We start from the raw sequence: 25,201 nt of genomic DNA, 5'->3' as shown, positions 1-25,201 counted from the left end.
GAGCAATAATAATGCGCAAAGTCCTACTCGCCCTGACCGCCGTTTCCCTGATCGCAGCGCCCGTCAGCTCTGTGATGGCGCAGAGTGCTGTCGCCGTTCAGTCCGACACTTTCGTAGCTGCGAAGCCGACCGACGTTCTCAGCTATAACCTCCTCGGGCTGAATGTCGTCAACGGCCAGAACGAGACGGTCGGCGAGATCAAGGATCTGGTGCTGTCGCAGGGCAATCTTGCCGGCTACATCATTTCCGTCGGCGGCTTCCTGGGCATGGGCGAGCACTATGTGGTGGTCAAGCCGACTGCCGTGAAGGTCGCCTATTCCGAGAACGACAAGAAGTGGACGGCGGTGATGAACACCACCAAGGATCAGCTCAAGGGCGCCCCGGAATTCAAGTACGAAGGTCGCTGGAAGCGCTGATCGCGTCTCCAGTCATGAAAAGGCCCCCGGAAGGGGGCCTTTTTTATTGGTCGGCCACATTCGCGCACCGCCTGCTCATACCGGGCGCAGGAGCACGTGCTTCTTCTTGCCGAGCGAGAGCTTGATGACGCCTTCCGTCGTCAGGTCCCCCGCGCCGAGCACGGCCTTTTCGTCGGTGACGGTTGCGTCATTCACCTTCAGCCCGCCGCCCTTGATCTGCCGGCGCGCCTCGCTGGTGGACGCGACGAGGCCGGCGGCGAGGAATGCGGCCGCGACGGCAAGCCCGGCGTTAAGCTGGGCCATGGCGATGTCGATGCTCGGCAGGTTCATCGCCAGCGCGCCGTCCTCGAACGTGCTGCGGGCGGTGGCCTTGGCTTCCTCGGCGGCGGCGCGGCCGTGCAGCAGGGCCGTAGCCTCGGTGGCGAGAACTTCCTTCGCCACATTGATCTCCTGGCCCTCGAGCCCGCCGAGGCGGGCGATCTCGTCCAGCGGCAATTCAGTGAACAGCTTGAGGAAGCGCACCACGTCCGCATCCCCGGCATTGCGCCAATATTGCCAATACTCGTACGGGCTCAGCAGGTCGGCATCGAGCCACACGGCGCCGCCGGCGGTCTTGCCCATCTTGGCGCCGGAGGAGGTGGTGAGCAGGGGAGTCGTGAGCGCGAACAGGTCTGCGCCGTGCATGCGGCGGCCCAGCTCCATGCCGTTGACGATATTGCCCCATTGGTCCGAGCCGCCCATCTGCAAAATGCAGCCGTGGCGCTTGTTCAGCTCCACGAAATCATAGGCCTGCAGGATCATGTAATTGAATTCGAGGAAGGTCAGCGGCTGCTCGCGCTCCAGGCGCAGCTTCACCGAATCGAACGTCAGCATGCGGTTGATGGTGAAGTGCGGCCCGACTTCCCGCAGCAGCGGGATGTATTTCAGCTCGTCGAGCCAGGTCGCGTTGTTCTCCATCTTCGCGCCGGCGCCGAAATCCAGGAAGCGCTCGAACACCTTGCGGATCGAGCCGATGTTGGCGTCGATCTGCGCGTCGGTGAGCATCTTGCGGGCTTCGTCCTTGCCGGACGGGTCGCCGATCTTGGTGGTGCCGCCGCCCATGAGCGCGATGGGATTGTGCCCCGTGCGCTGGAGCGTGCGCAGCATCATGATGGAGAGCAGATGCCCCGCATGGAGGGAGGAAGCCGTCGCGTCGAAGCCGATATAAGCGGTGATCGGCCCTTCGCTGGCCTTGGCATCCAGGCGCTCGGCATCGGAACACTGGTGGATATAGCCGCGCTCGGAGAGCACGCGCAGGAAATCGGAGCGAAAGGCAGTCATTGAGATCCGCACAACAGGCTTTGGAAAGGCGGCTGGTGTAACAGGTCTCACGCGCGATTGCATCGGGGGGAAGCGCATGCGGGCTCTGGGGCTGATGAGCGGCACGTCCATGGACGGCATCGACGCCGCTTTGATTGAAACCGACGGCGTGCGCGTGTTCTGGCTCGGGCCGTCCGCGACCTATCCCTATGCCCCGGAAATGCGCGCGCTGCTGGAACAGGCGATGAGCGATGCGCGCGGCGTGAATTCCCGCGACGCGCGTCCGGGCGTATTGGCGCAGGCGGAAGCGCGCATCACCGCGCTTCACGCCGAGGCCGTGCGCGGCCTGCTGGACCAGATGCGCCTCGCGCCAGGCGACGTGGAGGTTGTGGGCTTCCACGGCCAGACCCTTCTGCACCGGCCCCATGCGCGCCTCACCTTGCAGATCGGCCTTGGCCAAGCGCTCGCAAACGCGCTGGGGGTGAAGGTGGTGGGCGATTTCCGCGCGGCGGATGTGGCGGCCGGCGGGCAGGGGGCGCCGCTGGTGCCGGTCTTCCACCAGGCCCTGGTGCGGGCGCTCGATCTGGCCGGCCCTGTGGCGGTGCTCAATATCGGCGGGGTGGCGAATGTCACGGTGATCGACGGCGCCGCCGATCCCATCGCTTGCGACACCGGCCCCGGGAATGCGCTGCTGGATGATTTCGTGCTCGCCCGTACCGGCATCTCCTATGATGCGGACGGGCTGTTATCGGCGGCGGGGGTGGCGGATGGCGATGCGGTCGCGCGCGTGCTCGCCCATCCCTTCTTCGCGCTGCCGCCGCCCAAATCCCTGGATCGCAACGAATTTCGCGCCTTCGTGGCGGAGCGGGTGAAGCTCGACGGCTATCGGACCGAAGATGGCGCGGCGACGCTTGCCGCGATCACGGCGGCCTCGGTCGCCGCCATCGTCCCCAGGCTGCCGGTGCCGCCGGAGCGCTGGATCGTCGGTGGCGGCGGGGCGCGCAATCCCACCTTGATGGCGATGCTGGAAGCGCGGCTGGGTGTCCCGGTGGTGCCGGCGGAGGCCGTTGGCTGGTCCGCCGATGCGCTGGAGGCGCATGCGTTCGGATTTCTTGCGGTGCGCAGCCTGCGCGGGCTGCCGCTGACGTTTCCCTCCACCACGGGGGCGCCGGAGCCGCTCACGGGCGGGGTGGTGTTTTCGCCGGACGAGGGGAAGGGGCGTTCTGCGCAGGTTCCCCTGACCTCCCCGAACTTTCCCCCTCCCTAACCCTCCCCCGCAAGCGGGAGAGGGAACGCATGATGCGCGAGAAGAGAGACTGTTCACACCCCCTGTCCATAGCTCCCTCTCCCGCTTGCGGGGGAGGGCTGGGGAGGGGGCTTCGCGAAGCCGGCAGGGGAGGGGGCTTTGGGAGACCAGCAGCGCGGCGGCGAAAGCCTCAGGCGGCGCTGGTGCGGGCGCCGGGGAGGCGCTTGTCCAGATAGGTGCCGACCACGTTCATCAGCTCGTCGGTCTTGCCGTCGAAGAAGTGGTTGGCGCCGGGCACGATCTGCTGCTCGATCACGATGCCCTTCTGGGTCTTCAGCTTTTCCACGAGGGTTGCGACCGCCGTGGTCGGCACCACCGCGTCCTTGTCGCCATGAACGAACAGGCCGGAGGAGGGGCAGGGGGCCAGGAAGGAGAAGTCGAACAGGTTCGCGGGCGCGGCGATGGAGATGAAGCCTTCCACCTCCGGCCGGCGCATCAGAAGCTGCATGCCGATCCAGGCGCCGAACGACACGCCGGCGATCCAGCAGGCGCGCGCATCCGGGTTCACCGACTGCGCCCAGTCGAGCGCGGCGGCGGCGTCGGAGAGTTCGCCCGGGCCATGGTCGAACGAGCCCTGGCTGCGCCCAACGCCCCGGAAATTGAAGCGCAGCACGGAGAAGCCACGGTTCACGAACTGATAGTAAAGATTGTACACGACGGGATTGTTCATCGTGCCGCCGAACTGCGGGTGCGGATGAAGAATGATCCCGATGGGGGAATTGCGGGTCTTTGCGGGCTGATAGCGACCCTCAAGCCGCCCCTTCTCGCCGGTGAAGATGACTTCTGGCATGGACGTCCGCAACCTCTCGGCGGGCAGCAGCAAAGGCGGGACAGATGCTTTTCGGCCGGGCCGAAACACGAACCTGCCCAAAGACGTCTTCGCGAGGACGTCTTGACTTGGCCTGGACGCCGCCCTATCTATTTAGAATAATTCTAATTTATCCCTTCCGGCCGCGCGATGATAACAACGCTGCGGGGCAGAGACGGATGAAGTCTGACATATGGATGAGACGATGCCCAATTGCAAGCCTTTGGTCCAAGGTGCGCGCTCTGCCGCAGCACCGGGACGCGGCTTGGCGTTGGCCGTGACGGGGCGCGCGAGGGCGCGGCCATGAGCGCGGCGCCGGCGGCACGGGTCTTTCTGGATCACAATGCCACCTCGCCGTTGCGGCCGCAGGCGCGCGCGGCGATGCTCGATGCGCTCGACCGGGGCGGCAACGCCTCCTCCATCCATGCGGACGGGCGCGCCGCGCGCCAGCGCGTGGAACAGGCGCGCCGGGAGATTGCCGCGCTCACGGGCGCCGATCCGCGCGGCATCGTCTTTACCTCCGGGGCGAGCGAGGCCAATGCGCTGGCGCTCCATCCCGCGCTCGAGGTGCGCGGGCGGCGGGTGACCTGCGACGTCCTGCTGGTGGGTGCGGGAGAGCATCCTTCTGTGCTGCAAGGCCATCGCTTCGCCCCCGAGCACGTCGAAATCCTCCCTCTGGGTGGCGACGGCCGGGTCGATCTCGATGCCCTGGATGCCGCGCTGGCACGCCATGCCGCAGCCGGGCGACAGGCCCTGGTCTCCCTGATGCTGGCCAATAACGAGACCGGCATTCTCCAGCCGGTGGCGGAAGCGGCGGCGCTCGCCCATGCGCGGGGCGCGGTTCTGCATTGCGACGCGGTGCAGGGCGCCGGGCGCATCGCACTCGACATCGCGGCACTGGGCGCGGATTTCCTCACCTTGTCTTCCCACAAGATGGGCGGTCCCCAAGGCGCGGGTGCGCTGGTGGCGGGGCATGGCGACAATGTCGTGCGCCAGCCGCTGATCGCCGGCGGTGGGCAGGAGCGCGGCCGGCGCGCCGGCACGGAGAATGTCGCCGCCCTCGCGGGCTTCGGCGCGGCGGCGCGCACGGCCCAGGGGGAGCTTGAATGGGAGGGCGCGCGGATTGCCGCCCTGCGTGATCGCCTGGAAGCGGGGCTCCTGGCGCAACTGCCAGATGCGGTCGTGCTGGGGGCGAACGTCGCGCGCCTGCCCAACACGGTTTGTGTTATAATCCCTGGCATCAAGGCCGAAACCCTGGTGATCGCCCTCGATCTTGCCCATCTATCGGTGAGCGCGGGTTCCGCCTGCTCCTCGGGCAAGGTTGGTGCGTCCCATGTGCTCAAAGCCATGGGGCTCGCGGAAGACGAAGCGCGCGGCGCGATCCGCCTGTCGCTCGGCTGGTCGAGCACGAATGAAGATATCGACGCGGCGCTGGCGGCCATCGGCCGCACGGTACCGCGCGTCAGGAATCGCCCGGAACGGGCGGCTTAGAGTAATTCCAGAAAAAGTTTCTCGACTTTTTAGATCTGGAAATGCTCCAAGCACAGCGTGGCGGGAACAGGATGGCAGCCGCCTTCAGGGCAGCGCCATCCCCTCGCCGAAGGACTTGACCCGCGGGCCTTGACCCCGCGCGGGAGAGGAGAAGAGAAGATGCCTGCTGTTCAGGAGACCGTCGAACGCGTTCGGTCCATTGACGTCGACCAGTACAAATACGGCTTCGTCACCGATATCGAGAGCGAGAAGGCCCCGAAGGGTCTGAGCGAAGACACCGTCCGCTATATCTCGGCCAAGAAGAACGAGCCGGAATGGATGCTGGAATGGCGCCTTGACGCCTATCGGCGCTGGCTGACCATGGAAGAGCCCACCTGGGCGCGGGTCAGCTATCCCAAGATTGATTTCCAGGATTATTATTATTACTCCCAGCCTAAGGCCAAGCCGAAGTCGCTGGACGAGATCGACCCGGAGATTCTGGCCACCTACGACAAGCTCGGCATCCCGCTGCGCGAGCGCGAGGCGCTGCTGGGCATCGAGAGCAGCGCGCCGCGCATCGCCGTGGACGCGGTGTTCGACAGCGTGTCGGTGGCCACCACCTTCAAGGCGGAACTCGCCAAGGCGGGCGTGATCTTCTGCTCCATCTCGGAAGCCATCCGCGAGCATCCCGAGCTGGTGAAGCAGTATCTCGGCTCGGTCGTGCCGGTGTCGGACAATTTCTACGCCACGCTGAACACCGCCGTGTTCTCCGACGGCTCGTTCGTCTACATCCCCAAGGGCGTGCGCTGCCCCATGGAGCTCAGCACCTATTTCCGCATCAACGAGCGGAACACCGGGCAGTTCGAGCGCACCCTCATCATCGCCGACGAAGGCGCCTATGTGAGCTATCTGGAAGGCTGCACCGCCCCGCAGCGCGACGAGAACCAGCTTCATGCCGCCGTGGTCGAGCTGGTGGCGCTGAAGGATGCCGAGATCAAATATTCCACCGTCCAGAACTGGTATCCCGGCGACAAGGATGGCAAGGGCGGCATCTATAATTTCGTCACCAAGCGCGGCGATTGCCGGGGCGACAATTCCAAGATCTCCTGGACCCAGGTGGAAACCGGTTCGGCGATCACCTGGAAATATCCGAGCTGCATCCTGCGTGGCGACAACAGCCAGGGCGAATTCTATTCCATCGCCATTTCCAACGGCTACCAGCAGGTGGACAGCGGCACGAAGATGATCCACCTCGGCAAGAACACGTCGAGCCGCATCATCTCCAAGGGCATCGCCGCCGGCCATTCGGAGAACACCTATCGCGGGCAGGTGACGGCCCATCGCCGGGCCACCAATTCCCGCAATTTCACGAACTGCGACTCGCTGCTGATCGGCAACAAGTGCGGGGCGCACACCGTGCCCTATATCGAAGCGAAGAATTCCAGCGCGGTGTTCGAGCACGAGGCCACCACCTCGAAGATCTCCGAGGACCAGATGTTCTATTGCCTCCAGCGGGGTCTCTCGCAGGAAGAGGCGGTGGCGCTGATCGTCAACGGCTTCGTGAAGGACGTGCTCCAGCAGCTGCCCATGGAGTTCGCCGTGGAGGCGCAGAAGCTCATTTCCGTGAGCCTGGAAGGCTCGGTGGGCTGAGGCCCGCCGAACAGCCCGCCCGTCGCCGTGCCCCCGATGCGGGGCGCGGCCCGCCGCCCGACATGAAATGTCGCGGCGCCGTTCCGCGTGAGGCCAAAGACGCCGCGCGGATTCCGGCCGCCGCAGTCTGACGAATGGAACTGAACATGGCTTTGCTCGAAATCAAGAATCTGCACGCCCGCATCGACGACAACGAGATCCTCAAGGGCCTCGACCTGACCGTGAAGGCCGGCGAAGTGCACGCCATCATGGGGCCGAACGGCTCCGGCAAGTCCACGCTCTCCTATGTCCTTGCCGGCAAGCCTGACTATGAGGTCACCGCCGGCGAAGCGCTGCTGGACGGGCTGGACCTGCTGGACATGGCGCCGGAAGAGCGCGCCTCCGCCGGCCTGTTCCTGGCGTTCCAATATCCCATCGAGATCCCCGGCGTCGCCACCATGACCTTCCTGCGCACGGCGCTGAACGCGCAGCGCAAGGCGCGCGGGGAAGAAGAGCTTTCCACCCCCGAGTTCCTGCGCCTGGTGAAGGAGAAGGCCGGCCATCTCGGCATCAGCCAGGAGATGCTCCGGCGCGGGGTGAACGTGGGTTTCTCCGGCGGCGAGAAGAAGCGCAACGAAATCCTGCAGATGACCTTGCTCCAGCCGAAGGTCTGCATCCTCGACGAGACCGATTCCGGGCTCGACATCGACGCGCTGAAGGTGGTGTCCGAGGGCGTCAACGCCCTGCGCTCCCCCGAGCGCGGCATGGTCGTCATCACCCATTACCAGCGCCTGCTGGACCATATCGTGCCGGACGTGGTGCACGTGATGCACAAGGGGCGCATCGTGCGGACCGGCGGCAAGGAACTGGCGCACGAGCTGGAAGCCTCCGGCTATGCCGGCTACGGCCAGGACGCGGCGTGAGGATCGGATCATGACCATCCATAACCAGCCGGTCCGAACGGCCGCCGAAGACCAATTGCTCGTCACCCTGGACGCGCGCGTGGCGCAGGACGCCTTGAGCGGCCCGCTCGCCGCCCGCCTCGGCGAAGTGCGCGAAGCCGCGCTCGCGTCGTTCCGCGAGAACGGCTTGCCGCATCGCCGGGTGGAGGAGTGGAAATATACCGACCTGCGCGCTTTGCTGCGCGAGGCCTTCGCCCCGGTCACGCAGATCTCCGACAGCGCCGCAGCCGAAGGGCATCTGCGCGCCGTCACCTTCCCCGGCGCGCGCCGCATCCTGTTCGTCAATGGCGTGCTGGATCGCCAGCATTCGGACCTGGTCGGCCTTGAGCCCGGCCTGTCCGTCATGCCGCTCGGCAGCGCCATCGCCAAGGGGCATGGCGCGGTGGAGAAGCTCGGCACGCTGGCGCCGCAGCGCTATGACGGCGCGCTCGCGCTCAACACCGCCTTCCTGGGCGAGGGCGTGGTGATCCATGTGGCGGACGGCGCGAAGATCGCGCGGCCGCTCCATATCGCCCACGTGTTCACCCTGGACGATCCGGCCGCCACCTATTCCCGCAGCCTGCTGGATGTGGGCGTGGGCGCCGCCGTCACGCTGATCGAGAGCTTCCAGGGCCGCGACGGCGTGTCCTATCAGGCGAACGATGCCATCGAGGTGTTCGCCGGCGACGAGAGCCATCTCGATTACGTCCGCCTCCAGGAGGAGGGCGACAAGGCGCTGCATCTCGGCACCTTCATGGCCGATATCGGCCGGGACGTGCGGTTCCACACGTTCGGCCTCACCTCGGGCGCCCAGGCGGCGCGGCTCAGCGTCTACGGGCGCTTCTCGGGCACCGGCTCACAGGCGGGCCTGCGCGGCGTCACCTTGCTGAAGGGGCGCCAGCATGCGGACGTGACGCTTCTGCTGGACCATGCGGTGGCCCATTGCGAGAGCCGCGAATTGTTCAAGACCGTGCTGGCGGACGAGAGCCACGGCGTGTTCCAGGGCAAGATCGTGGTGCGCCCGGACGCGCAGAAGACCGACGGGCGCATGATGAGCCAGGCGCTGCTGCTCGGCGAGACCGCCGAGATGGACAACAAGCCCGAGCTTGAGATCTTCGCCGACGATGTGCAGTGCGGCCACGGCGCGACGGCGGGCGATCTCGACGAGGACCTGCTGTTCTATCTCAAGGCGCGCGGCATTCCGGCGAAGGAAGCCGAGGCCATGCTGATCCAGGCGTTCGTGGGCGAGGCGCTGGAATTCGTGGAAAATGACGATCTGCGCGACAGCCTGATCGCCCGCGCCGAGGCTTGGCTGAAGACGCGGGCGGGCTGAGCTGGGCCTGGTTCCCTCTCCGCCCGAGCGTAACGGTCGCGAAGTCCCCTCTCCCGCTTGCGGGGGAGGGTTAGGGAGGGGGAAGGTGCGGTTCTTCATTGGCGCGGCCAGTACGTCGCCGGGCAAGCCCCCACCCCAACCCTCCCCCGCAAGCGGGAGAGGGGGCAATCGGTCCCTCCGCGCCGCTTACGGAAGAGCGGTGAATTTCCTCTCCCGCGTGCGGGGGAGGGTGAAGGTTCTATAGGTCCCCTCTCCCGCTTGCGGGGGAGGGTTAGGGAGGGGGAAGGTGCGGCGGGTTCGGGACCGGCAGGAGTCCATCCGAGACAGCCCCCACCCCAACCCTCCCCCGCAAGCGGGAGAGGGGGCAATCGGTCCCTCCGCGCCGCTTACGGAAGAGCGGTGAATTTCCTCTCCCGCGTGCGGGGGAGGGTGAAGGTTCTATAGGTCCCCTCTCCCGCTTGCGGGGGAGGGTTAGGGAGGGGGAAGGTGCGGCGGGTTCGGGACCGGCAGGAGTCCATCCGAGACAGCCCCACCCCAACCCTCCCCCGCAAGCGGGAGAGGGGGCAATCGGTCCCTCCGCGCCGCTTACGGAAGAACGGTGAATTCCCTCCCGCGCGTGGGGGAGGGTGAGGGTTCTATAGGTCCCCTCTCCCGCTCGCGGGGGAGGGTTAGGGAGGGGGAAGGTGCGGCACAGGTTCGGGATCGACAGGATGTCGCCGGGCAGGCCCCCACCCCGACCCTTCCCCGCACGCGGGAGAGGGGGGCATCCGGCAAGGGTATATCCATGACGAAGACGCATCCCGCAGTGGCCAACGGCACTTATGACGTCGAGACGGTGCGCGCGGATTTCCGCGCCCTCTCGATGGAGGTGAACGGCCATCCGCTGTCCTATCTGGACAATGCCGCCTCGGCCCAGAAGCCGGTGCAGGTGCTGGACCGGATGCGGCACGCCTATGAGTTCGAATATTCCAACGTCCATCGCGGGCTGCATTATCTCGCCAATGCGGCGACGGAAGCCTATGAGGCGGCGCGCGAGACCATTCGCGCCTTCTTCAATGCCGCCAGCATCGACGAAATCATCTTCACCCGCTCCGGCACCGGTTCGCTGAACACGGTGGCCAGCTCCCTCGGCCAGTCGATTGAGGCGGGTGACGAGATCGTGCTCTCCATCATGGAGCACCATTCCAATATCGTGCCGTGGAATTTCCTCCGCGAGCGCAAGGGCGCCATCATCAAATGGGCGCCGGTGCGCGAGGACGGTTCGTTCGACTTCGAGGCGTTCGAACAGCTTTTGACGCCGCGCACCAAGATCGTCGCCATCACCCAGATGTCGAACGTGCTCGGCACGGTGACGCCCATCAAGGAGATCGCCCGCGCCGCCCATGCGGTGGGCGCGAAAGTGGTGGTGGATGGGTGCCAGAGCGCGGTCCACATGCCGGTGGACGTGCGCGACCTGGATGTCGATTTCTTCGCCATCACCGGCCACAAGCTCTATGGCCCCACCGGCATCGGCATTCTCTACGGCAAGCTCGACCTGCTCGCCCAGATGCCACCCTATGAGGGCGGCGGGGAGATGATCCGGGAGGTGAGCGAGGATCGCGTGACCTACGCCGCGCCGCCACACCGCTTCGAGGCCGGCACCCCGCCCATCGTCCAGGCCATCGGCCTCGGCGCGGCGCTGGATTATATGACTTCGCTCGGCCGCGAGCGCATCGAGGCACACGAACGGGAACTCTCCGCCTATGCCCACGAGGTGCTCGGCGCCATGAACAGCCTGCGCATCATCGGCACGGCGGCGAACAAGGGCGCCATCATCTCGTTCGAGATGAAGAATGCCCATCCCCATGACGTTGCGACCGTGCTGGACCGCTACGGCGTCGCGGTGCGCGCGGGAACCCATTGCGCTCAGCCGCTTCTGGCCCGATATGAAACCACGGCCACCTGCCGGGCCTCCCTGGCTCTCTACAACACGCGCGCCGATGTGGACCGCCTTGCGGCGGCCTTGCTGAAGGCGCAGGATCTGTTCGCATGACGGAAACGGCGCTAAACGACACCCCGAACGCCCCGGAAATCAAATCCACGATTCCGGAAGCCGAACTGGCGCGTCTCACCGACGACATCGTCGCGGCCATGAAGACCGTCTATGATCCCGAAATCCCGGTCGACATTTACGAGCTGGGGCTGATCTACAAGGTGGACATCGCCGACGACCGCTCGGTGGCGGTCGAGATGACGCTGACCACGCCCAATTGCCCCTCCGCGGCCGAACTGCCGGGCATGGTGGAGAACGCCGTGAACACGGTGGAAGGCGTCGGCGGCGTCACGGTGGAAATCACCTTCGACCCGCCCTGGGACCAGGGCCGCATGTCGGAAGAAGCCCGCGCCACTCTCAATCTCTGGTGAATTGTGGTGGCCGGCGAAACGACCGCGCCACCCGTTGTCCCTCCTGTGGCGCCTCCTCTGGGGCCAGTCCTGGAGACCGGCCTTTATGTGGCGGATCTGGCGCGCGCCGCTGCCTTCTATGAAGGCGTGCTCGGCCTTTCCCCCATGCTGGCCGACGCCCGGTTCCGCGCTTATGCCCTCGGCGGCACGGTGCTGCTGCTGTTCAAGCGTGGCGCGGCGAGCGAGACCGTGAGCTTGCCGGGCGGCACCATTCCGCCCCATGACGCCTCGGGCCGCGCCCATGTCGCCATCGCCATCGCCGCCGACACGCTGGCCGGCTGGCGCACCCATCTCGCGCGCCATGCCATCCCCATCGAAGGGGAGATGGTCTGGCCCAAGGGCGGCGTGAGCCTCTATTTCCGCGATCCCGACGGCGCGCTGCTGGAACTCGCGACCCCTGGCCTGTGGCCGAATTATTGACGCCAGGGCGCGCCCGGCCTGCCAACTCCTCCGCGCCGAAGAACAGGGTGAATATTCGGGTTAAAGGCCGGTTTGGTCTGCCGCAATGGCGCGGAGAAGCGTCACCAAACCACTGTTCGTCTACTCTAAGTTATTGTTTCACGTGAAACATTTTTACGGTTTGGGGCGCGCGGCCCGCGTTCCGGCCGTCTTCGCGGGCCGCTTTGCCGCGCGCCTTTCCCCGGCTTGGACAGGCCCCTGCGCCCCAGCGTCGGCGGGACTTTCCGTGGGTCCGTCCTCCTTCATCTCGTCCTTCACCTGCCCGTAGGCGAGCAAGGCGAACAGGGCCGCGCCGCCGATCACATTGCCCACCAGCAAGGGCAGGATGAAGCCACCCAGCACCCTGCCGATCCCGATTTCGCCCAGCGCCGCGAGGTAGAAAATCTCAACCGAGCCCGAAACCACATGGGACAACTGGAGCAGCGAGATCAGCCCCGTGAGCGCAACGATGATGATGACGCGGGAATGCTCCGCGCTCGGCAGCAGCCAAGCCACGGTCGCCACCAGCCAGCCCGCAACGATGCCGCGCACCAGCGCATCGGTGGGGGTGAGGGTTGCCAGCTCCCGCGAGAGCGAGAGGATCGCTTCGTCGATCTCCGTCGGCAGGATCAAGCGGGTGGAGAGCAGGATGGCGAAGATCGCCGTGCCCACCATATTGGCGGCGAACACCACGCCCCAGATACGCGCCAGTGCCGCCAGCGCGCTGCGCGTGGGCTCCGCCAGAACGGGCAGGACGGCGGTGAGCGTGATTTCCGTAAAGAGCTGGTAACGCCCGAGAATTACGATCAGGAAGCCGAGCGAATAGCCGATGCTCTCGATGATCGCCCGCCAGGGCGCGTCGGGCAGATGGGCATGCAGGGCGGCTTCGGCGACCACAGAGAAGCCGATGGAAAGCCCGGCCGCGAGCCCCGACCACCACAGGCTCGCCAGCGGCCGGCGCAATTCGTCCACGCCTTCGCGGCGGATCACCTCATAGACCGCCAGCGGGCGCAGGTTGCGATGCTCCTCCACCTGCGCATGCTCCTGCGCGGAGAGATCCTTGGGCGCGTCCTCCTCCAGGGTGTGCTCCTCGCCTTCCTCCACCGCCCCCGCCGCCGTCGCGCGTACCGCCATGCTCGTGCTCCTATTGCCAAGCTGAACGCGTGGGCACGATTTCGGTTGCATGGCGCATGCGGCCCCTGCGTGCACGGCCCTTGCCGGGAGCGTCGGGCTACCCCATTTTAGATGCACTTATCCGCCGGCCTTGAACCGGCGTGGTTCGGAGTTGTGAAGAATGGCTGCCCTGCGTCCCCGCCCGCCCGTCATGCGCATCACCGATGCCGCCGCCGAACGCATTCGCCAGATCATGGCGCGCTCGGAGCCGCCGGCCGAAGCCGTGCGCGTGGGCGTCAAGAACGGCGGTTGCGCCGGCATGTCCTACACCCTTGATTATGCGCCGGAAATCACACCGCGCGACGAGGTGGTGGAGGACAAGGGCGTGAAAGTGATCGTCGATCCCAAGGCGATCCTGTTTTTGCTGGGCACCGAGATGGATTATAAGACCGACAAGATGTCGGCCCAGTTCGTGTTCAACAATCCGAACCAGACCTCGGCCTGCGGCTGCGGCGAGTCGGTCGCCATCACGCCAGTCACCACCGAGCAGCTGGAAGGCCGCGCCTGAATCGCCCGCGCTGCATGGCAGCGGTTGTCGGCGCGCAATCTCTCGCATAAGGTCCGCGCAGCTGAAGGCGGACGTGGCGGAATCGGTAGACGCACGAGACTTAAAATCTTGCGCCGCAAGGCGTGCGGGTTCGAGTCCCGCCGTCCGCACCAGTCCGGCCCTCAAGGCCGAGCGGGCGTGCTGGCGCGAGCGGCATAGCCGCTCGTTTGCCGGTAGCTCTCCGGCGCTCCTCCCTTCCGCGTGCTTCAGCGCTTGCGAAAAACCACCGAAAGATTGTTCGCGGGCATGTCGTGGACCTGCTCCAGATCGAAACCTGCTTCCCGCGCAAGCAGCACCACATCTTCAAGATTGCGGATGCCCCATTGCGGATTTTCCGCCCGCAGACGCGCGTCGAAGGCCTCGTTGCCGGGCGAGGTATGTTGTCCGGCGCGGCGGTAGGGCCCGTAGAGAAACAGGAGGCCACCTTGCGGGAGGACCCGGCCTGCGCCGTGCAACAAGGCGCCTGTCGCAGAGGGCGGAGCGATGTGGATCATGTTGATGCAGACCACGCCCGCCACGGTCTCGACGGGCCAGACCGCATCGTGAACGTCGAGGGGGCAGGGCGCCGCCACGTTGGGCATGGGGGTTTGCTGAAGCCGGGTCGCGATCGTTTCCAGCGAGCCGGGATCGCGCTCGGTCGGCTGCCAGCGGATATGCGGCATCGCTTGGGCGAAGTGAAGAACATGCTGCCCGGTGCCGCTGCTCACTTCCAGCACCTCGCCCTGCGCCGGTAACAGGCGCATGAGAATCTCAGCGATGGGCCCCTTGTTCCGTTCAGCCGATGGGCTGATGATCAGGCCATCGGCCCGCATTTCCACGGTTTCGCAGCGCATTTCAGATCTGTCCTCGAATCGCGGCGGACCTTTTCCCAAAGGGCGTCGGAGGCGGCCGGACGGCGCGCCCCCATTAGGTATCGTCTCCCGCCGCTTTGCCCGCAAGGCCAAGTCCCTTGCCGCGATCATTTCGACGCCATAGGTCGTCGGATCCTGCATCCGGCGATCCGACGAGGAGGATTGAATGCTTGTCACCAGAGGCTTCAAGGGCAAGCGCCGCGGCGGCGAGGCCGATCGCCTGCGCTTGCCGCCGGGCCAATTCCTGACGCCGGAGTTCCCCGTGCTGACGGCCGGACCCACGCAAAATACCCAGCTCGATCGCTGGAGCCTTGCCCTTCAGCATCGCGGGGCGCTGCTCGGCCGCTGGAATTGGGAGCAGTTCGAGGCCCTGCCGCAGACCGAAATCACAGCGGACATTCACTGCGTGACCAAATGGTCCAAGTTCGATACGCGCTGGCGCGGGGTTACCATCGACGACCTCCTGCGCGCCGTCGGCCTGGATGCCGCGCCGACCGGTTTCCTGATGGCCCATTGCGACGGCGGATACACGACCAACCTGCTCCTCCCCGATCTGATCGACGCGCGCGCGATGATCGCGACCCATTTCGACGATCTGCCGCTGCTTCCCTCGCACGGCGGCCCGGCCCGGCTGCTGGTGCCACATCTCTATTTCTGGAAAAGCGCGAAATGGGTCCGGCGCCTCGCCTTTCGCGAGGCGGACACGCCAGGATTCTGGGAATCGCAGGGCTATCATCTGCGCGGCGATCCGTGGCGCGAGCAGCGCTATGAGGGCGACGGATGATCGACGCGGCAACGGCCGCCGCGCAATGGCGCGTCGCAACGGTTACGGCGATCCGCGACGAGACGCCGACGGTGAAGACCTTCAGCTTCCACGTTCCCGGCTGGCCCGGCCATCTCGGGGGACAACATGTCGACCTGCGCCTCACCGCCGAGGATGGCTATGTCGCCCAGCGCAGCTATTCGATTGCGTCCGCCGCCGGTGGGGGGCCGCTGGTCGAGTTGACCATCGAAGCCGTGCCCGATGGAGAGGTCTCAGGCTTCCTCCATGAGGAACTGCGGGTCGGTGACCAGATTGAGATCCGCGGACCTATCGGACGCTATTTCGCCTGGTCCGCCGAGCATGATTATGGATTGCTTCTGATCGCGGGCGGCTCTGGCATCGTGCCGCTGATGTCGATGCTGCGCTCGCGCGCCGCGGCCGGCGCGACGGAGCCGGCCCGGCTGCTTTATTCCTCGCGCAGCGTCGACCAGATCATCTATCGCGCGGAACTCGATCAGCTCGCTGCCCAACTCCCCAACTTCACGCTCACCCACACATTGACCCGCCACGCCCCTTCGGGATGGACCGGAGAGCGAAGCAGGATCGGCCGGGTCATGCTCACCCGGCGGAAATTCCTCCCTGCCGGCAATCCCGACGTCTATGTCTGCGGGCCATCGGCATTCGTCGAAACGATTGCCGCGCATCTCATCGCGATGGGCCATATGGCCGGCACCGTGCGCACGGAGCGGTTTGGACCCACGGGGGCGATACGATCATAGGGGCTCTGCCGATCCACCGGGCGCAGCGCGGCGAACTCTGTTCACCGACGATCCCGCCTGTGAAGCTGGGAGCTTTATGTGACGAAGCGCCGGACGCCGGTCTTCGGGCTCCCGGCGCTCATCAGGTCTTAGGTCCAACCGGTCCGGGAGTCAGGCCGCATCGACGCGGCGCGGCAGCTTCCAGCCCGGCCGGATGAAGTGGCAGGTATAGCCGTTCGGGATGCGCTCCAGATAATCCTGATGCTCCGGCTCGGCCTCCCAGAAATCCCCTACGGGCGAGACTTCGGTGACGACCTTGCCGGGCCAGAGGCCGGAAGCCTCCACATCGGCTATCGTCTCCTGCGCCACGGCTTTCTGCGCGTCATCGGTGTAGAAGATGGCGGAGCGATAGCTTGCGCCGACATCGTTGCCTTGCCGGTTTTTCGTAGTCGGATCGTGTATCTGGAAAAAGAATTCCAGGATCTGGCGGTAGCTTGTCAGAGCGGGATCGAAGATGATCTCGATCGCCTCGGCATGGGTGCCATGGTTGCGATAGGTGGCATGAGCCACATCGCCCCCCGAATAGCCGACACGCGTGGTGACAACACCCGGTTGCCTGCGGATCAGATCCTGCATGCCCCAGAAGCAGCCGCCAGCCAAAACCGCGCGTTGTGTCTTGTCTGTCATGGTTCAAGCCTTTCCGTCGTTCTCGAACAGGCGCCGGTACTCACCATAACCTTCCGCATCGAGATCGTTGAGATGGATGAAGCGCAATGACGCCGAGTTGATGCAATAGCGCATCCCGCCCTCGGCTGCGGGACCATCCGGGAAGAGGTGGCCGAGATGACTATCGCCGTGGCCGGAGCGGACTTCGGTCCGGCGCATGCCGTGGCTCTGGTCGGAATGCTCGACGATTTTCGCGCCTTCGATCGGCTTGGTGAAGCTCGGCCAGCCGGAGCGGCTATCGAATTTGTTCACGGATGCGAAAAGCGGCTCGCCGGAGACCACATCCACATAAATGCCCGGTTCCTTATTGTCCCAATAGGCGTTTTTAAAGGGACGTTCCGTGCCGTTTTCCTGGGTTACGCGGTATTGCTCCGGCGAGAGCGCGGCCACGGCCTCGGGGTTTTTGATGAAACCAGTGTTCTTCATGACTTTCTCCTTCCGAACCTCATGTAGAACACTCGGATATTTGCGAGAACCGCCTGAGGCTCTGGACGGTCGGCTTCTGACGTCGGCGGCGCTCGCCGATGAAGAACAATCGGCGAGCGCCTATGGGAAAGCATCAGTGCGAGCAATCCGCTTCGGCGTCGGCCCCACTACGGCATTCAGGCGAGAACCCTCTCCAAGAACGCCAACATCGCCCGTGCCACCGCGTCATTCTGTTCGCTGAGCGCGAAATGCCCGGCATCGAGCAGATGAAGCTCGGCTTGCGGGAGGTCGCGTTTGAACGCCTCGGCGCCTGCGGCGATGAAGGACGGATCGTTGGCGCCCCAGACGATCAATGTCGGCGGCTGACGCGTGCGGAGCCAGGCCTGCCAGGCAGGATAAGAGGCGACGTTGGTGCGGTAGTCGTAGAGCAGCGCTGTCTGGATCTCCCGCTGGCCGGGTTTCGACAGATGTGCGAATTCGTCGGTCCAGCGTGCGGGGTCGTAACGTTCGGGGTGCCGGCTGCCCGCGATGTGGCGCTGTTTTGTGCCCTCATGGGAAAGAAAGGCGTCGACCACTTCAGGATGCGCTTCGGGATCGGCCCAGAACTCGGCAATACTCGCCCATTTCGGTCCGAGCCCTTCGGTATAGGCATTGCCGTTCTGGGTGATGAGCGCCCGCAGCCGCTCCGGCTGGGCCAGCATCATGCGCAGGCCTACCGGTGCACCGTAATCGTGGATGTAGAGGGCGTAGCTGTCGATCCCCAGCAGCTCCAGCAACCGCGTCATGGTCGCCGCGAGGTTATCGAAGCTGTAGTCGTAGGCCGAGGGCGGTGGCGCGTCGCTCTGGCCGAAGCCCGGATAGTCTGCTGCGATGATGTGGTACTTCGGCGCCAGGAGCGGGATCAGCGTCTCATACTGGCGCGACGAAGTCGGAAAGCCGTGGAGCAACACCAGCGTGGGCGCGTCCTTCGGCCCGGCTTCACGATAGAAGACCCCGACCCCATCCACTTCCACCCGGTGATAGGTCGTCGTGTCGTTGATGGAGTGGAGGGGTGCCGCGATCACTCCCGCAGCCGCTTCCTGCGCTGTGGTGGCGATGCCGGCCCCCTCGGTTTGATGGCTTTGCATGACAGTTCTCCTCTTTGGTTGGGTTAGACGCGGCCGTGGTTGCCGGCGAGTTCTGCTGCAGCCCGTTTCGCGCGCTCGAAATCCCCGTTTGGGTCCTGGGTCAGCAGTGTCGGCTGGAAACGGATTTCATCGATCGCCGGGCGCCGAAGGGGCGGCGCCCGGGCTGAACATCAGCCGATATGCTTGGCCAGGAACGCCCGCATGGCGGCGCCGATCTCGGCGGCATGGGTTTCGAGAGCGAAATGGCCGCTCTCGACGAAGCGGACATCCGCCGCCGGGACGTCGCGCTTGAAGGCTTCGGCGCCGGGAGGAATGAAGAACGGGTCGTTCTTCCCCCAGATCGCCAGCAGCGGCGGCTGATGTTCCCGCAGATAGGCCTGGATGGTGCCGTAGAGCGCAACGTTCTTCTGGTAGTCGAGCAATAGATCGAGCTGGATTTCGTCGTTGCCGGCGCGGGCCAGATAGAAGTCGTCAAGATTACGTCCGTCGGGCGAGACCTTGCTCGGATCGTCGACGCCGTGGGTGTATTGGAACAGCGTCGTCTCAGGCGCCAGAAGGCCGCGCAGGGCGTCGCGGTTGGCCTGGCTCGGCTCGTTCCAATAGGCCAGCACCGGGGCGAAGGCGTCGGACACGCCCTCGAGATAGGTATTGCCATTCTGGGTCACGATCGCGGTGATCCGCTCGGGATGCTTGACTGCGAGGCGAAAACCCACCGGGGCGCCGTAATCGAAGACATAGATCGCGAATTTGCTCAGCCCGAGAATCTCGGTGAAGCGGTCGATGACATTGGTGATGTTCTCGAAAGAATAGGAGAACCGGTCTCGGGCCGGCTGCTCGGTCATGCCGAAGCCCGGCAGGTCGGGGGCGACGACATGATAGTGGTCCGCAAGTTCGGGGATCAGGTCGCGGAACATGTGGCTCGCGCTCGGAAAGCCATGCAACAGCAGCACGGTTGGGCGGCTCGCATCGCCAGCCTCGCGGTAGAACAGCTTGAGGCCATCGACATCGACAGTATTGAAGCGAATGGTCATGGTGGATTTCCTTGTTTATGGGCGTGAGTTAGGGTTTGCGCGAAGGGCGCCGCTCGCCCGTCTGCATCAAGTGCTTGGCTGGTCGTGGAAATCAGGCGGCCTTGCGGGCGCCTATGTGGGGGAAGTCAATGTCGGTCTGCAGCGCGATGTTGGCCGTCCCGGCGAAGATGTTAAGGGCGACGTGCGCGACGATCTCCACGATCTCGGCATCGGAAAAGCCGGCATCTTTCACTGCGGCGAAGTCGGTATCCGTCACCTGGCCGCGCCCTCGTGCCAGCTTGGCCGCAAAACTCACCGCCGCATTGGCCCGGATGTCGTTGGAGGCGCCATTCCGATTGGCGGTGATCTCGGTATCGTCGAGCAGATGCATCTCGCGGACCCGATAGGTCTGTGCGGACAGGCAATAATCGCTGCCGTTCACTTCCGCCACGGCGAGCGCGATGCGTTCCCGGATGAGGGGATCAAGGGCGCCTTTCTCCAGCGCGCCGTAGAAACCAACCAAAGCTTCCAGCGCGGACGGGCTGTTCGCCACAATGCGAAAGAAGTTCGGCAGCCCCCCAAGGCGCCGGGCCGCCTCGGCAAGCAGCGCACGCGATGCTTGGGGAGCACCTTCAGCGCTCGGAATGGGAATGCGTGACATTTGGTGGCTCCTGAACGGGCCGGCTCGCCCTTGCAAATTGGTGTAACCCCTTCCGAAAATCGCGGGCAGGCGGTAAATTCGAAAGTCTCACTTCCACAAAACGAGAGGCCCCATGGACAGGTTCGAGGCAATGCGCACGCTGCTCGCGGCCGTCGATGGCGGGAGCCTGTCCGCTGCCTCCCGGTCCCTCAATGTTCCACTTCCCACGGTCAGCCGGCGCGTTTCCGACCTCGAGACCTTTCTCGGATCACAGCTGGTGGTCCGCACGAGCCGCAAACTCCTGCTAACCGAGGCCGGCACGGCCTATGTCGCTTCGGCACGGCGGGTGCTCGAGGAACTTGCCGAAGCGGAGCGGGCAGCCTCGGGCGAATATCGCGCGCCGCGCGGCGAGTTGCTCGTGACAGCGCCGATCGCCTTCGGCGCGCTCAACGTCGCACCGATTGTCCACGATTTCCTGGCCGCCTATCCCGATGTGACGGTGCGGCTGGTGTTGGTCGACAGCGTCATTGATCTCATCGAAAGCCACGTCGATGTCGCGGTCCGGATCGGTCGCCTTCCCGATAGCGGTCTGGTCGCGCGCAGGGTCGGCGAGGTCCGATCGGTGGTCTGCGCCAGCCCGAATTATCTTGCGCGGCGGGGCAAGCCGGACTCACCGGCGGCGCTCGCCGATCACGACTGCATCGCCTTTGAAGGCCTGCAACGCTATCGAGAATGGTCGTTCGTCGATGGGACTGCCCAGCAGCAAGTGACGATCAACCCGCGCTTCTCGGTCAATACGGCGGACGGCGTCGTGGGTGGCGCGGTCGCGGGCGTCGGGATCGCCCGCTTGCTTTCCTACCAAGCGGTGGCAAGCATTCGAGCGGGGCTGCTTTTGCCGATATTGGTCGACCACGCACCTCCGCCCATGCCGGTTCATCTCGTCCATGGCCCGCACCAGCAGCAGCCTTTGAAATTGCGCGCTTTCCTCGAATTTGTCGCGCCGCGCCTGCAGCAGCGCTTACAGGGCATATCGCAGGATGTTGCCGGCTCCGCACAAGCATAAGGGCCAACGCCTGCAGACAGGACACGGCGCCCGGGCATCAGAGGGGGCGAACGCATTGCCACGGGTCTACAAGGGGCCGCTTTTTACAAATTCGGCGAATGCGCGTGCCTTGGTGCTAGCCAGCCGCCCCGTTGGAAAGACCGCCCATAGGTCGACAGGAGGAAGCTCCCAGCCATCCAGCACGCGAACGGCGGCGCCGCTTTCCAGTTCAGGGGCAAACATCCAGTCCGAGTTGACCGTCAACCCCATGTCGGCAAGTACCGCCGCACGGATGCCTTCCGCCGCACTGACTCTGACACGGCCACGGATCGCGACTGACACTTCGGTTCCGTCCCTGCGAAACATCCAGCTGTTTTCGAGCTGGCTGTAAACGATCGCCTCGTGCTGCGCGAGTTCTGCCGGCACTGATGGCGTTCCTGCCCTTTCGAGATAAGCGGGCGTTGCGATGACGGATCGACGCCCTTGCGCCAGCCGCCGCGCCACCGCCGCGGAGTCGGGGAGTTGACCCATCCGCAGTGACACATCAATGCCTTCTGAAACGAGGTCGATGACACGATCGTCAAGGACGATATCGATCTCCAGTTCCGGATGCTGGGCGAGGAAGAGGGGCAGTCGCGGAACGACCAGAAGCCTCGCGAATGTGGTCGCGGCCGATACGCGAAGCCGACCGGTCAGGCCTGCTCCCGCGCCCCGTGCCTCCAGTTCCGCCTCGTCTGCCTCCTGGAGCACCGTCTTGGCGCGTTCGTAGAAGCGAAGTCCAGCATCCGTCGGCGTCAGGCCATGGGTCGAACGCACCAGCAGCCGCACCTGCAGCCGATCCTCAAGCTGCGCGATCGTCTTCGAGATCGCCGGCTGGCCGACGCCGATATGCCGGGCCGCTCCCGAGAAGGAACCCGTCTCCACAACCCGTACGAAGGCCGTCATCGCCTGGAGTCTGTCCATATTGGTTATTCTCCATAGGAATAAACAATATCGCTTCAAGGCTTCTGCCGCAACGCGACAGGAATGGTCATAACTCACTCCAACAACGACAGCCCGTCCGATGGAGGCAGAGATGATCGAGGTTCACGCATTCGCCACACCCAACAGCGTCAAGGTATTGATCGCGCTAGAAGAAATGGGGGTGGCCTATGAGCTGAAACCGGTCAACGTTCGCAAGGGCGAACAGAGGGATGCGACCTTTATTGCACTCAACCCGAACGGCAAGGTGCCGGTACTGGTCGATGAAATGGACGGCGAGCGGTTTGTACTCACGGAAAGCGCAGCCATCCTCGTTTACCTGGCGGAGAAGACTGGCAAGCTGCTGCCGCAGACCGGGGCTGCTCGTGCCCGTGTCTTTGAGCAGATCTTCTTTCACGCTTCGGGCTTGAGCCCCGCTTTCGGCAATGCTGGCTTCTTCAAGCGCTCGTCGCCCGAGCCGCAGCCGATCGCCGAGGCTCGCTTCACAAGCGAGGCCGAACGTATCCTCGGTTTGCTCGATGCGACCCTGGCTGGTCAGGCTTTCGCCGCCGGGGATGAGTTCACAATCGCCGACATCGCCCATTTCGGCTGGCTGTGGCGCCGCCAGTTTCCCGGCCTGACGCTCGATGGCCGCCCGAACCTTTCCCGCTGGTACGACGAGGTTGCCGCCCGGCCGGCTGTCCAGCGCGCCATCGCCCGCGTCGAGGCCATCGTGCCTGCCGCCTGATCCTTTCCGAACATCGATCCAGTTCAAGCCAACAGGAGAACCACCATGTCCACTTTCAATTCCTACAAGAATTCCTTCCCCAATGCTCGCCTGACCCGCTCCGAAAGCGGCGTACTGGAGGTCGCGTTGCACACCGATGGTGGCAAGCTGATCTTCAACGGCCATACCCATGAGCAGTTCGTCGATCTCTTCCATCAGATCGGCTCCGACCCCGACAACCATGTCGTCATCCTCACCGGCTCAGGCGACGCCTTCATGGACGCAATCAGCCCCGAGGGCTTCGATTTCTTCTCTCCGCGCGGCTACGACAAGATCTTCCGCGAGGGCAAAAAAGTCCTCATGAACATCCTCGATATCGAGGTGCCACTGATCGCCGCCCTGAACGGCCCTGTCCTCCTGCACTCGGAATATGCGTTGCTTGCCGATATTGTGCTGGCAACACCCGAGACAGTCTTCCAGGACAAGCCGCATTTCGACTTCGGTATCGTGCCGGGCGACGGCGTCAACCTGCTTTGGCCGGAGGTGATCGGCAGCGTTCGCGGCCGCTATTTCATCCTCACCCGCCAGGTGCTCGATGCTCGGACCGCAAAGGAGTGGGGCGCGGTGAATGAGATCGTGCCGGCCGAGAGCCTGCTATCGCGCGCCCATGAAATTGCCGAGCAGCTGGCTGCCCTTCCGCCGCTGACCAGCCGCTATACCCGCATCGCCCTGACGCAGAAGCTACGCCGCATCGTCGACGAAGGCGCCGGCTACGGCCTTGCGCTGGAGGGCATCAGCGCCGCGGAGGTTGCCCGCTCCATGGCCGCCAACGGCTGATCGTCTGTCCATCCGCTGCAGACACCAGCTCAAGGGAGCACGATCATGACACTGCAATCCAAGCTCGACGCCTTTAAGGCCGATTTCGAAGCAGGCAAGCCGCCCTATAACGTTCCCCCTTCGGTGATCGAGACGATGCGCCGCGCCACCGCCGCGTTGATTGCGTCCGGTGCGGCCAAGCGTGCGCTGAAGGCTGGCGACCGCCTGCCCGCCTTCACGCTCTCGGATCCCGAAGGCAACACAGTATCGTCCGCCGATCTATTGGCGCGCGGTCCGCTGGTCATCAGCTTCTATCGCGGCGTTTGGTGCCCCTATTGCAATATGGAGCTTCAGGCCCTGCAGGAAGCGCTGCCGCAGTTTGAGGCGCTGGGCGCGAAGCTCGTGGCGATCTCGCCGCAGAACCCCGTCAACAGCCGCAAATCGGTGCGGCAGAACAAGCTGTCCTTCCCGATCCTGTCGGACCCGCACAATGATGTGGCCGCTGCCTTCGGGCTGCGGTTTGAGATGCCGGACTATCTGATCGAGCTCTACACGTCGCTGAAGAACGATCTGCCGGCCTTCAATGGCGACCCGAGCTGGACCCTGCCCATGCCCGCTCGCTACGTCGTCAGCCAGGATGGCGTGATCCTCTATGCCGAGGTGAACCCGGACTACACCCGTCGTCCCGAGCCGGAAGACATGCTGCCGGCGCTGCGTCGCGCCACCAGCCTCCCCGCCTGATCGAAACCGAACAATGGGCCCTGCTCCCTCAGAGCAGGGCCGAAGGATATTGTCATGAACAGAAGAGTCCTGATCACCGGCGCCAGTAAGGGAATCGGCCTTGCGCTGGCCAATCGCCTCGCAAACCAGGGGCACGATGTCGTTGGCGTAGCGCGCAACAGCGTCGACACCTTTCCCGGAAAGCTTCACCTGCTCGACCTCGCCGAGGCGGGCTCCGGCGAGAAGCTTGCCGACATCGTCGAAAGGAGCGCGGTTGATAGCGTGGTCAATAATGTCGGACTGGTGCGAGCCGAGCCGCTGGGAGCGATCGCGGTCTCGACCCTTGAAGAGGTCATGCGGGTCAATCTGCACCCTGCACTCATCGCTGCACAGGCTGCGTTGCCTGGCATGAAGGCTCGCGGCTGGGGCCGGATCGTCAATATCTCAAGTCTGACAGTGCTCGGCAGCGTCGAACGTACCAGCTATGCTGCGGCCAAGGCCGCGCTTGTTAGTTTTGCCAGGAATTGGGCCCTCGAACTCGCCTCCCATGGCATCACCGTCAACGCCGTTTCACCGGGGCCGACAGAGACCGAGCTGTTCCGTCAGAACAATCCGGTCGGCAGCGCGGGAGAGGCGCGGTATCTTTCCGGCGTCCCCATGCGACGCTTCGGAAAGCCGGAGGAGATCGCCGCAACGATTGCATTTTTGTTGTCCGACGAGGCCGCGTTCGTGACCGGCCAGACGATTCACGTCGATGGCGGGGCGTCGATCGGCAAGGCTGCGCTGTGAAGCAACCGCGCCGGCCGAAGATTGCCGGCCGAGAGCGAACGCCG

The 25,201-nt window shown here is 64.9% G+C and carries 27 protein-coding genes and 1 tRNA gene; 18 read left to right on the top strand and 10 right to left on the bottom strand.

Annotated elements, in window-relative coordinates:
• Positions 1-11: 11 nt before the first annotated feature.
• Positions 12-416, top strand: a complete 405-nt coding sequence (locus V5F78_RS15020; protein ID WP_394071263.1) for a PRC-barrel domain-containing protein — start codon at positions 12-14, stop codon at positions 414-416.
• Positions 417-491: 75 nt separating this feature from the next.
• Here V5F78_RS15020 and tyrS read toward each other — a convergent pair whose 3' ends face one another.
• The gene (gene tyrS / locus V5F78_RS15015) at positions 492-1,736 is read right to left on the bottom strand and encodes a tyrosine--tRNA ligase (RefSeq protein WP_394071264.1); all 1,245 of its coding nucleotides are present in this window, start codon (positions 1,734-1,736) and stop codon (positions 492-494) included.
• Between the two features lie 76 nt (positions 1,737-1,812).
• Between tyrS and V5F78_RS15010 the strand changes: the two genes are divergently transcribed.
• On the top strand, positions 1,813-2,982 hold the full coding sequence (locus tag V5F78_RS15010) for an anhydro-N-acetylmuramic acid kinase (RefSeq protein ID WP_394071265.1): 1,170 nt from the start codon (positions 1,813-1,815) through the stop codon (positions 2,980-2,982).
• Between the two features lie 169 nt (positions 2,983-3,151).
• Here the strand turns inward: V5F78_RS15010 and V5F78_RS15005 are convergent, their stop codons facing one another.
• Positions 3,152-3,811, bottom strand: a complete 660-nt coding sequence (locus V5F78_RS15005; protein ID WP_394071266.1) for an alpha/beta hydrolase — start codon at positions 3,809-3,811, stop codon at positions 3,152-3,154.
• 321 nt (positions 3,812-4,132) lie between these two features.
• Between V5F78_RS15005 and V5F78_RS15000 the strand changes: the two genes are divergently transcribed.
• The 7 genes from V5F78_RS15000 to V5F78_RS14970 all read left to right on the top strand — a co-directional run bounded on the left by V5F78_RS15000 (position 4,133) and on the right by V5F78_RS14970 (position 12,064).
• Positions 4,133-5,320 (top strand): cysteine desulfurase family protein, encoded by a 1,188-nt coding sequence (locus V5F78_RS15000; protein ID WP_394071267.1) that lies wholly within the window; start codon positions 4,133-4,135, stop codon positions 5,318-5,320.
• A 159-nt stretch (positions 5,321-5,479) separates the two neighbouring features.
• The gene (gene sufB / locus V5F78_RS14995; protein WP_394071268.1) at positions 5,480-6,949 is read left to right on the top strand and encodes a Fe-S cluster assembly protein SufB; all 1,470 of its coding nucleotides are present in this window, start codon (positions 5,480-5,482) and stop codon (positions 6,947-6,949) included.
• 146 nt (positions 6,950-7,095) lie between these two features.
• Positions 7,096-7,851 carry a Fe-S cluster assembly ATPase SufC gene (gene sufC / locus V5F78_RS14990; RefSeq protein WP_394044127.1) on the top strand — a complete coding sequence of 252 codons (756 nt, stop codon included), beginning with the start codon at positions 7,096-7,098 and terminating at the stop codon, positions 7,849-7,851.
• 10 nt (positions 7,852-7,861) lie between these two features.
• On the top strand, positions 7,862-9,202 hold the full coding sequence (sufD, locus tag V5F78_RS14985) for a Fe-S cluster assembly protein SufD (protein WP_394071269.1): 1,341 nt from the start codon (positions 7,862-7,864) through the stop codon (positions 9,200-9,202).
• Positions 9,203-9,986: 784 nt separating this feature from the next.
• On the top strand, positions 9,987-11,234 hold the full coding sequence (locus V5F78_RS14980) for a cysteine desulfurase (RefSeq protein WP_394071270.1): 1,248 nt from the start codon (positions 9,987-9,989) through the stop codon (positions 11,232-11,234).
• Entirely contained in the window at positions 11,231-11,605 is a 375-nt protein-coding gene (locus tag V5F78_RS14975) for an SUF system Fe-S cluster assembly protein (protein WP_394044124.1), read from the top strand. Before V5F78_RS14980 ends, V5F78_RS14975 begins: the two co-directional genes overlap by 4 nt.
• 6 nt (positions 11,606-11,611) lie before the next feature.
• On the top strand, positions 11,612-12,064 hold the full coding sequence (locus V5F78_RS14970) for a VOC family protein (protein WP_394071271.1): 453 nt from the start codon (positions 11,612-11,614) through the stop codon (positions 12,062-12,064).
• A 153-nt stretch (positions 12,065-12,217) separates the two neighbouring features.
• On the opposite strand, the gene V5F78_RS14965 is transcribed toward V5F78_RS14970, so the two are convergent.
• Positions 12,218-13,216 (bottom strand): formate/nitrite transporter family protein, encoded by a 999-nt coding sequence (locus tag V5F78_RS14965; RefSeq protein WP_394071272.1) that lies wholly within the window; start codon positions 13,214-13,216, stop codon positions 12,218-12,220.
• 160 nt (positions 13,217-13,376) lie between these two features.
• Between V5F78_RS14965 and V5F78_RS14960 the strand changes: the two genes are divergently transcribed.
• Together V5F78_RS14960 and V5F78_RS14955 are read left to right on the top strand one after the other, a co-directional pair.
• Positions 13,377-13,763: a HesB/IscA family protein gene (locus V5F78_RS14960; protein ID WP_394071273.1), complete on the top strand. Its 387-nt coding sequence runs from the start codon at positions 13,377-13,379 to the stop codon at positions 13,761-13,763.
• 67 nt (positions 13,764-13,830) lie between these two features.
• Positions 13,831-13,915, top strand: a tRNA-Leu gene (locus V5F78_RS14955).
• 93 nt (positions 13,916-14,008) lie between these two features.
• On the opposite strand, the gene V5F78_RS14950 is transcribed toward V5F78_RS14955, so the two are convergent.
• On the bottom strand, positions 14,009-14,794 hold the full coding sequence (locus V5F78_RS14950) for a DUF938 domain-containing protein (RefSeq protein ID WP_394071274.1): 786 nt from the start codon (positions 14,792-14,794) through the stop codon (positions 14,009-14,011).
• 25 nt (positions 14,795-14,819) lie between these two features.
• Here V5F78_RS14950 and V5F78_RS14945 point away from each other — a divergent pair, with 25 nt between their 5' ends.
• Together V5F78_RS14945 and V5F78_RS14940 are read left to right on the top strand one after the other, a co-directional pair.
• The gene (locus V5F78_RS14945) at positions 14,820-15,437 is read left to right on the top strand and encodes a sulfite oxidase-like oxidoreductase (RefSeq protein WP_394071275.1); all 618 of its coding nucleotides are present in this window, start codon (positions 14,820-14,822) and stop codon (positions 15,435-15,437) included.
• Positions 15,434-16,195, top strand: a complete 762-nt coding sequence (locus tag V5F78_RS14940; protein WP_394071276.1) for a ferredoxin reductase — start codon at positions 15,434-15,436, stop codon at positions 16,193-16,195. Before V5F78_RS14945 ends, V5F78_RS14940 begins: the two co-directional genes overlap by 4 nt.
• A gap of 150 nt (positions 16,196-16,345) precedes the next feature.
• Here V5F78_RS14940 and msrA read toward each other — a convergent pair whose 3' ends face one another.
• The 5 genes from msrA to V5F78_RS14915 all read right to left on the bottom strand — a co-directional run bounded on the left by msrA (position 16,346) and on the right by V5F78_RS14915 (position 20,124).
• Positions 16,346-16,861 carry a peptide-methionine (S)-S-oxide reductase MsrA gene (gene msrA, locus V5F78_RS14935; RefSeq protein WP_394071277.1) on the bottom strand — a complete coding sequence of 172 codons (516 nt, stop codon included), beginning with the start codon at positions 16,859-16,861 and terminating at the stop codon, positions 16,346-16,348.
• Positions 16,862-16,864: 3 nt separating this feature from the next.
• Positions 16,865-17,326: a peptide-methionine (R)-S-oxide reductase MsrB gene (gene msrB / locus V5F78_RS14930; RefSeq protein WP_394071278.1), complete on the bottom strand. Its 462-nt coding sequence runs from the start codon at positions 17,324-17,326 to the stop codon at positions 16,865-16,867.
• A 176-nt stretch (positions 17,327-17,502) separates the two neighbouring features.
• Positions 17,503-18,453: an alpha/beta fold hydrolase gene (locus V5F78_RS14925; protein WP_394071279.1), complete on the bottom strand. Its 951-nt coding sequence runs from the start codon at positions 18,451-18,453 to the stop codon at positions 17,503-17,505.
• A 170-nt stretch (positions 18,454-18,623) separates the two neighbouring features.
• Positions 18,624-19,484 (bottom strand): alpha/beta fold hydrolase, encoded by an 861-nt coding sequence (locus V5F78_RS14920; RefSeq protein ID WP_394071280.1) that lies wholly within the window; start codon positions 19,482-19,484, stop codon positions 18,624-18,626.
• Positions 19,485-19,575: 91 nt separating this feature from the next.
• Positions 19,576-20,124 carry a carboxymuconolactone decarboxylase family protein gene (locus tag V5F78_RS14915; protein ID WP_394071394.1) on the bottom strand — a complete coding sequence of 183 codons (549 nt, stop codon included), beginning with the start codon at positions 20,122-20,124 and terminating at the stop codon, positions 19,576-19,578.
• Positions 20,125-20,236: 112 nt separating this feature from the next.
• Here V5F78_RS14915 and V5F78_RS14910 point away from each other — a divergent pair, with 112 nt between their 5' ends.
• Entirely contained in the window at positions 20,237-21,166 is a 930-nt protein-coding gene (locus V5F78_RS14910; protein WP_394071281.1) for a LysR family transcriptional regulator, read from the top strand.
• 66 nt (positions 21,167-21,232) lie between these two features.
• Here V5F78_RS14910 and V5F78_RS14905 read toward each other — a convergent pair whose 3' ends face one another.
• Entirely contained in the window at positions 21,233-22,108 is an 876-nt protein-coding gene (locus V5F78_RS14905) for a LysR family transcriptional regulator (protein ID WP_394071282.1), read from the bottom strand.
• A gap of 112 nt (positions 22,109-22,220) precedes the next feature.
• On the opposite strand from V5F78_RS14905, the gene V5F78_RS14900 reads away from it, so the two are divergent.
• Genes V5F78_RS14900 through V5F78_RS14885 form a run of 4 tightly spaced genes read left to right on the top strand, consistent with a single transcriptional unit; the run spans position 22,221 to position 25,157 of the window.
• Positions 22,221-22,853, top strand: coding sequence for a glutathione S-transferase family protein (locus tag V5F78_RS14900; protein WP_394071283.1), 633 nt, complete (start codon positions 22,221-22,223; stop codon positions 22,851-22,853).
• Positions 22,854-22,898: 45 nt separating this feature from the next.
• Positions 22,899-23,669 carry an enoyl-CoA hydratase/isomerase family protein gene (locus V5F78_RS14895; RefSeq protein WP_394071284.1) on the top strand — a complete coding sequence of 257 codons (771 nt, stop codon included), beginning with the start codon at positions 22,899-22,901 and terminating at the stop codon, positions 23,667-23,669.
• Positions 23,670-23,714: 45 nt separating this feature from the next.
• Positions 23,715-24,389, top strand: a complete 675-nt coding sequence (locus V5F78_RS14890) for a peroxiredoxin-like family protein (RefSeq protein ID WP_394071285.1) — start codon at positions 23,715-23,717, stop codon at positions 24,387-24,389.
• Positions 24,390-24,443: 54 nt separating this feature from the next.
• On the top strand, positions 24,444-25,157 hold the full coding sequence (locus V5F78_RS14885) for an SDR family oxidoreductase (RefSeq protein ID WP_394071286.1): 714 nt from the start codon (positions 24,444-24,446) through the stop codon (positions 25,155-25,157).
• Positions 25,158-25,201 lie beyond the last annotated feature (44 nt).

This window comes from Roseixanthobacter glucoisosaccharinicivorans (assembly GCF_043195095.2).
Classification (GTDB): Bacteria; Pseudomonadota; Alphaproteobacteria; order Rhizobiales; family Xanthobacteraceae; genus NCEH01.
The sequence above is the reverse complement of the archived record's forward strand: the minus strand, read 5'-3'. Positions and strand labels throughout refer to the sequence as shown.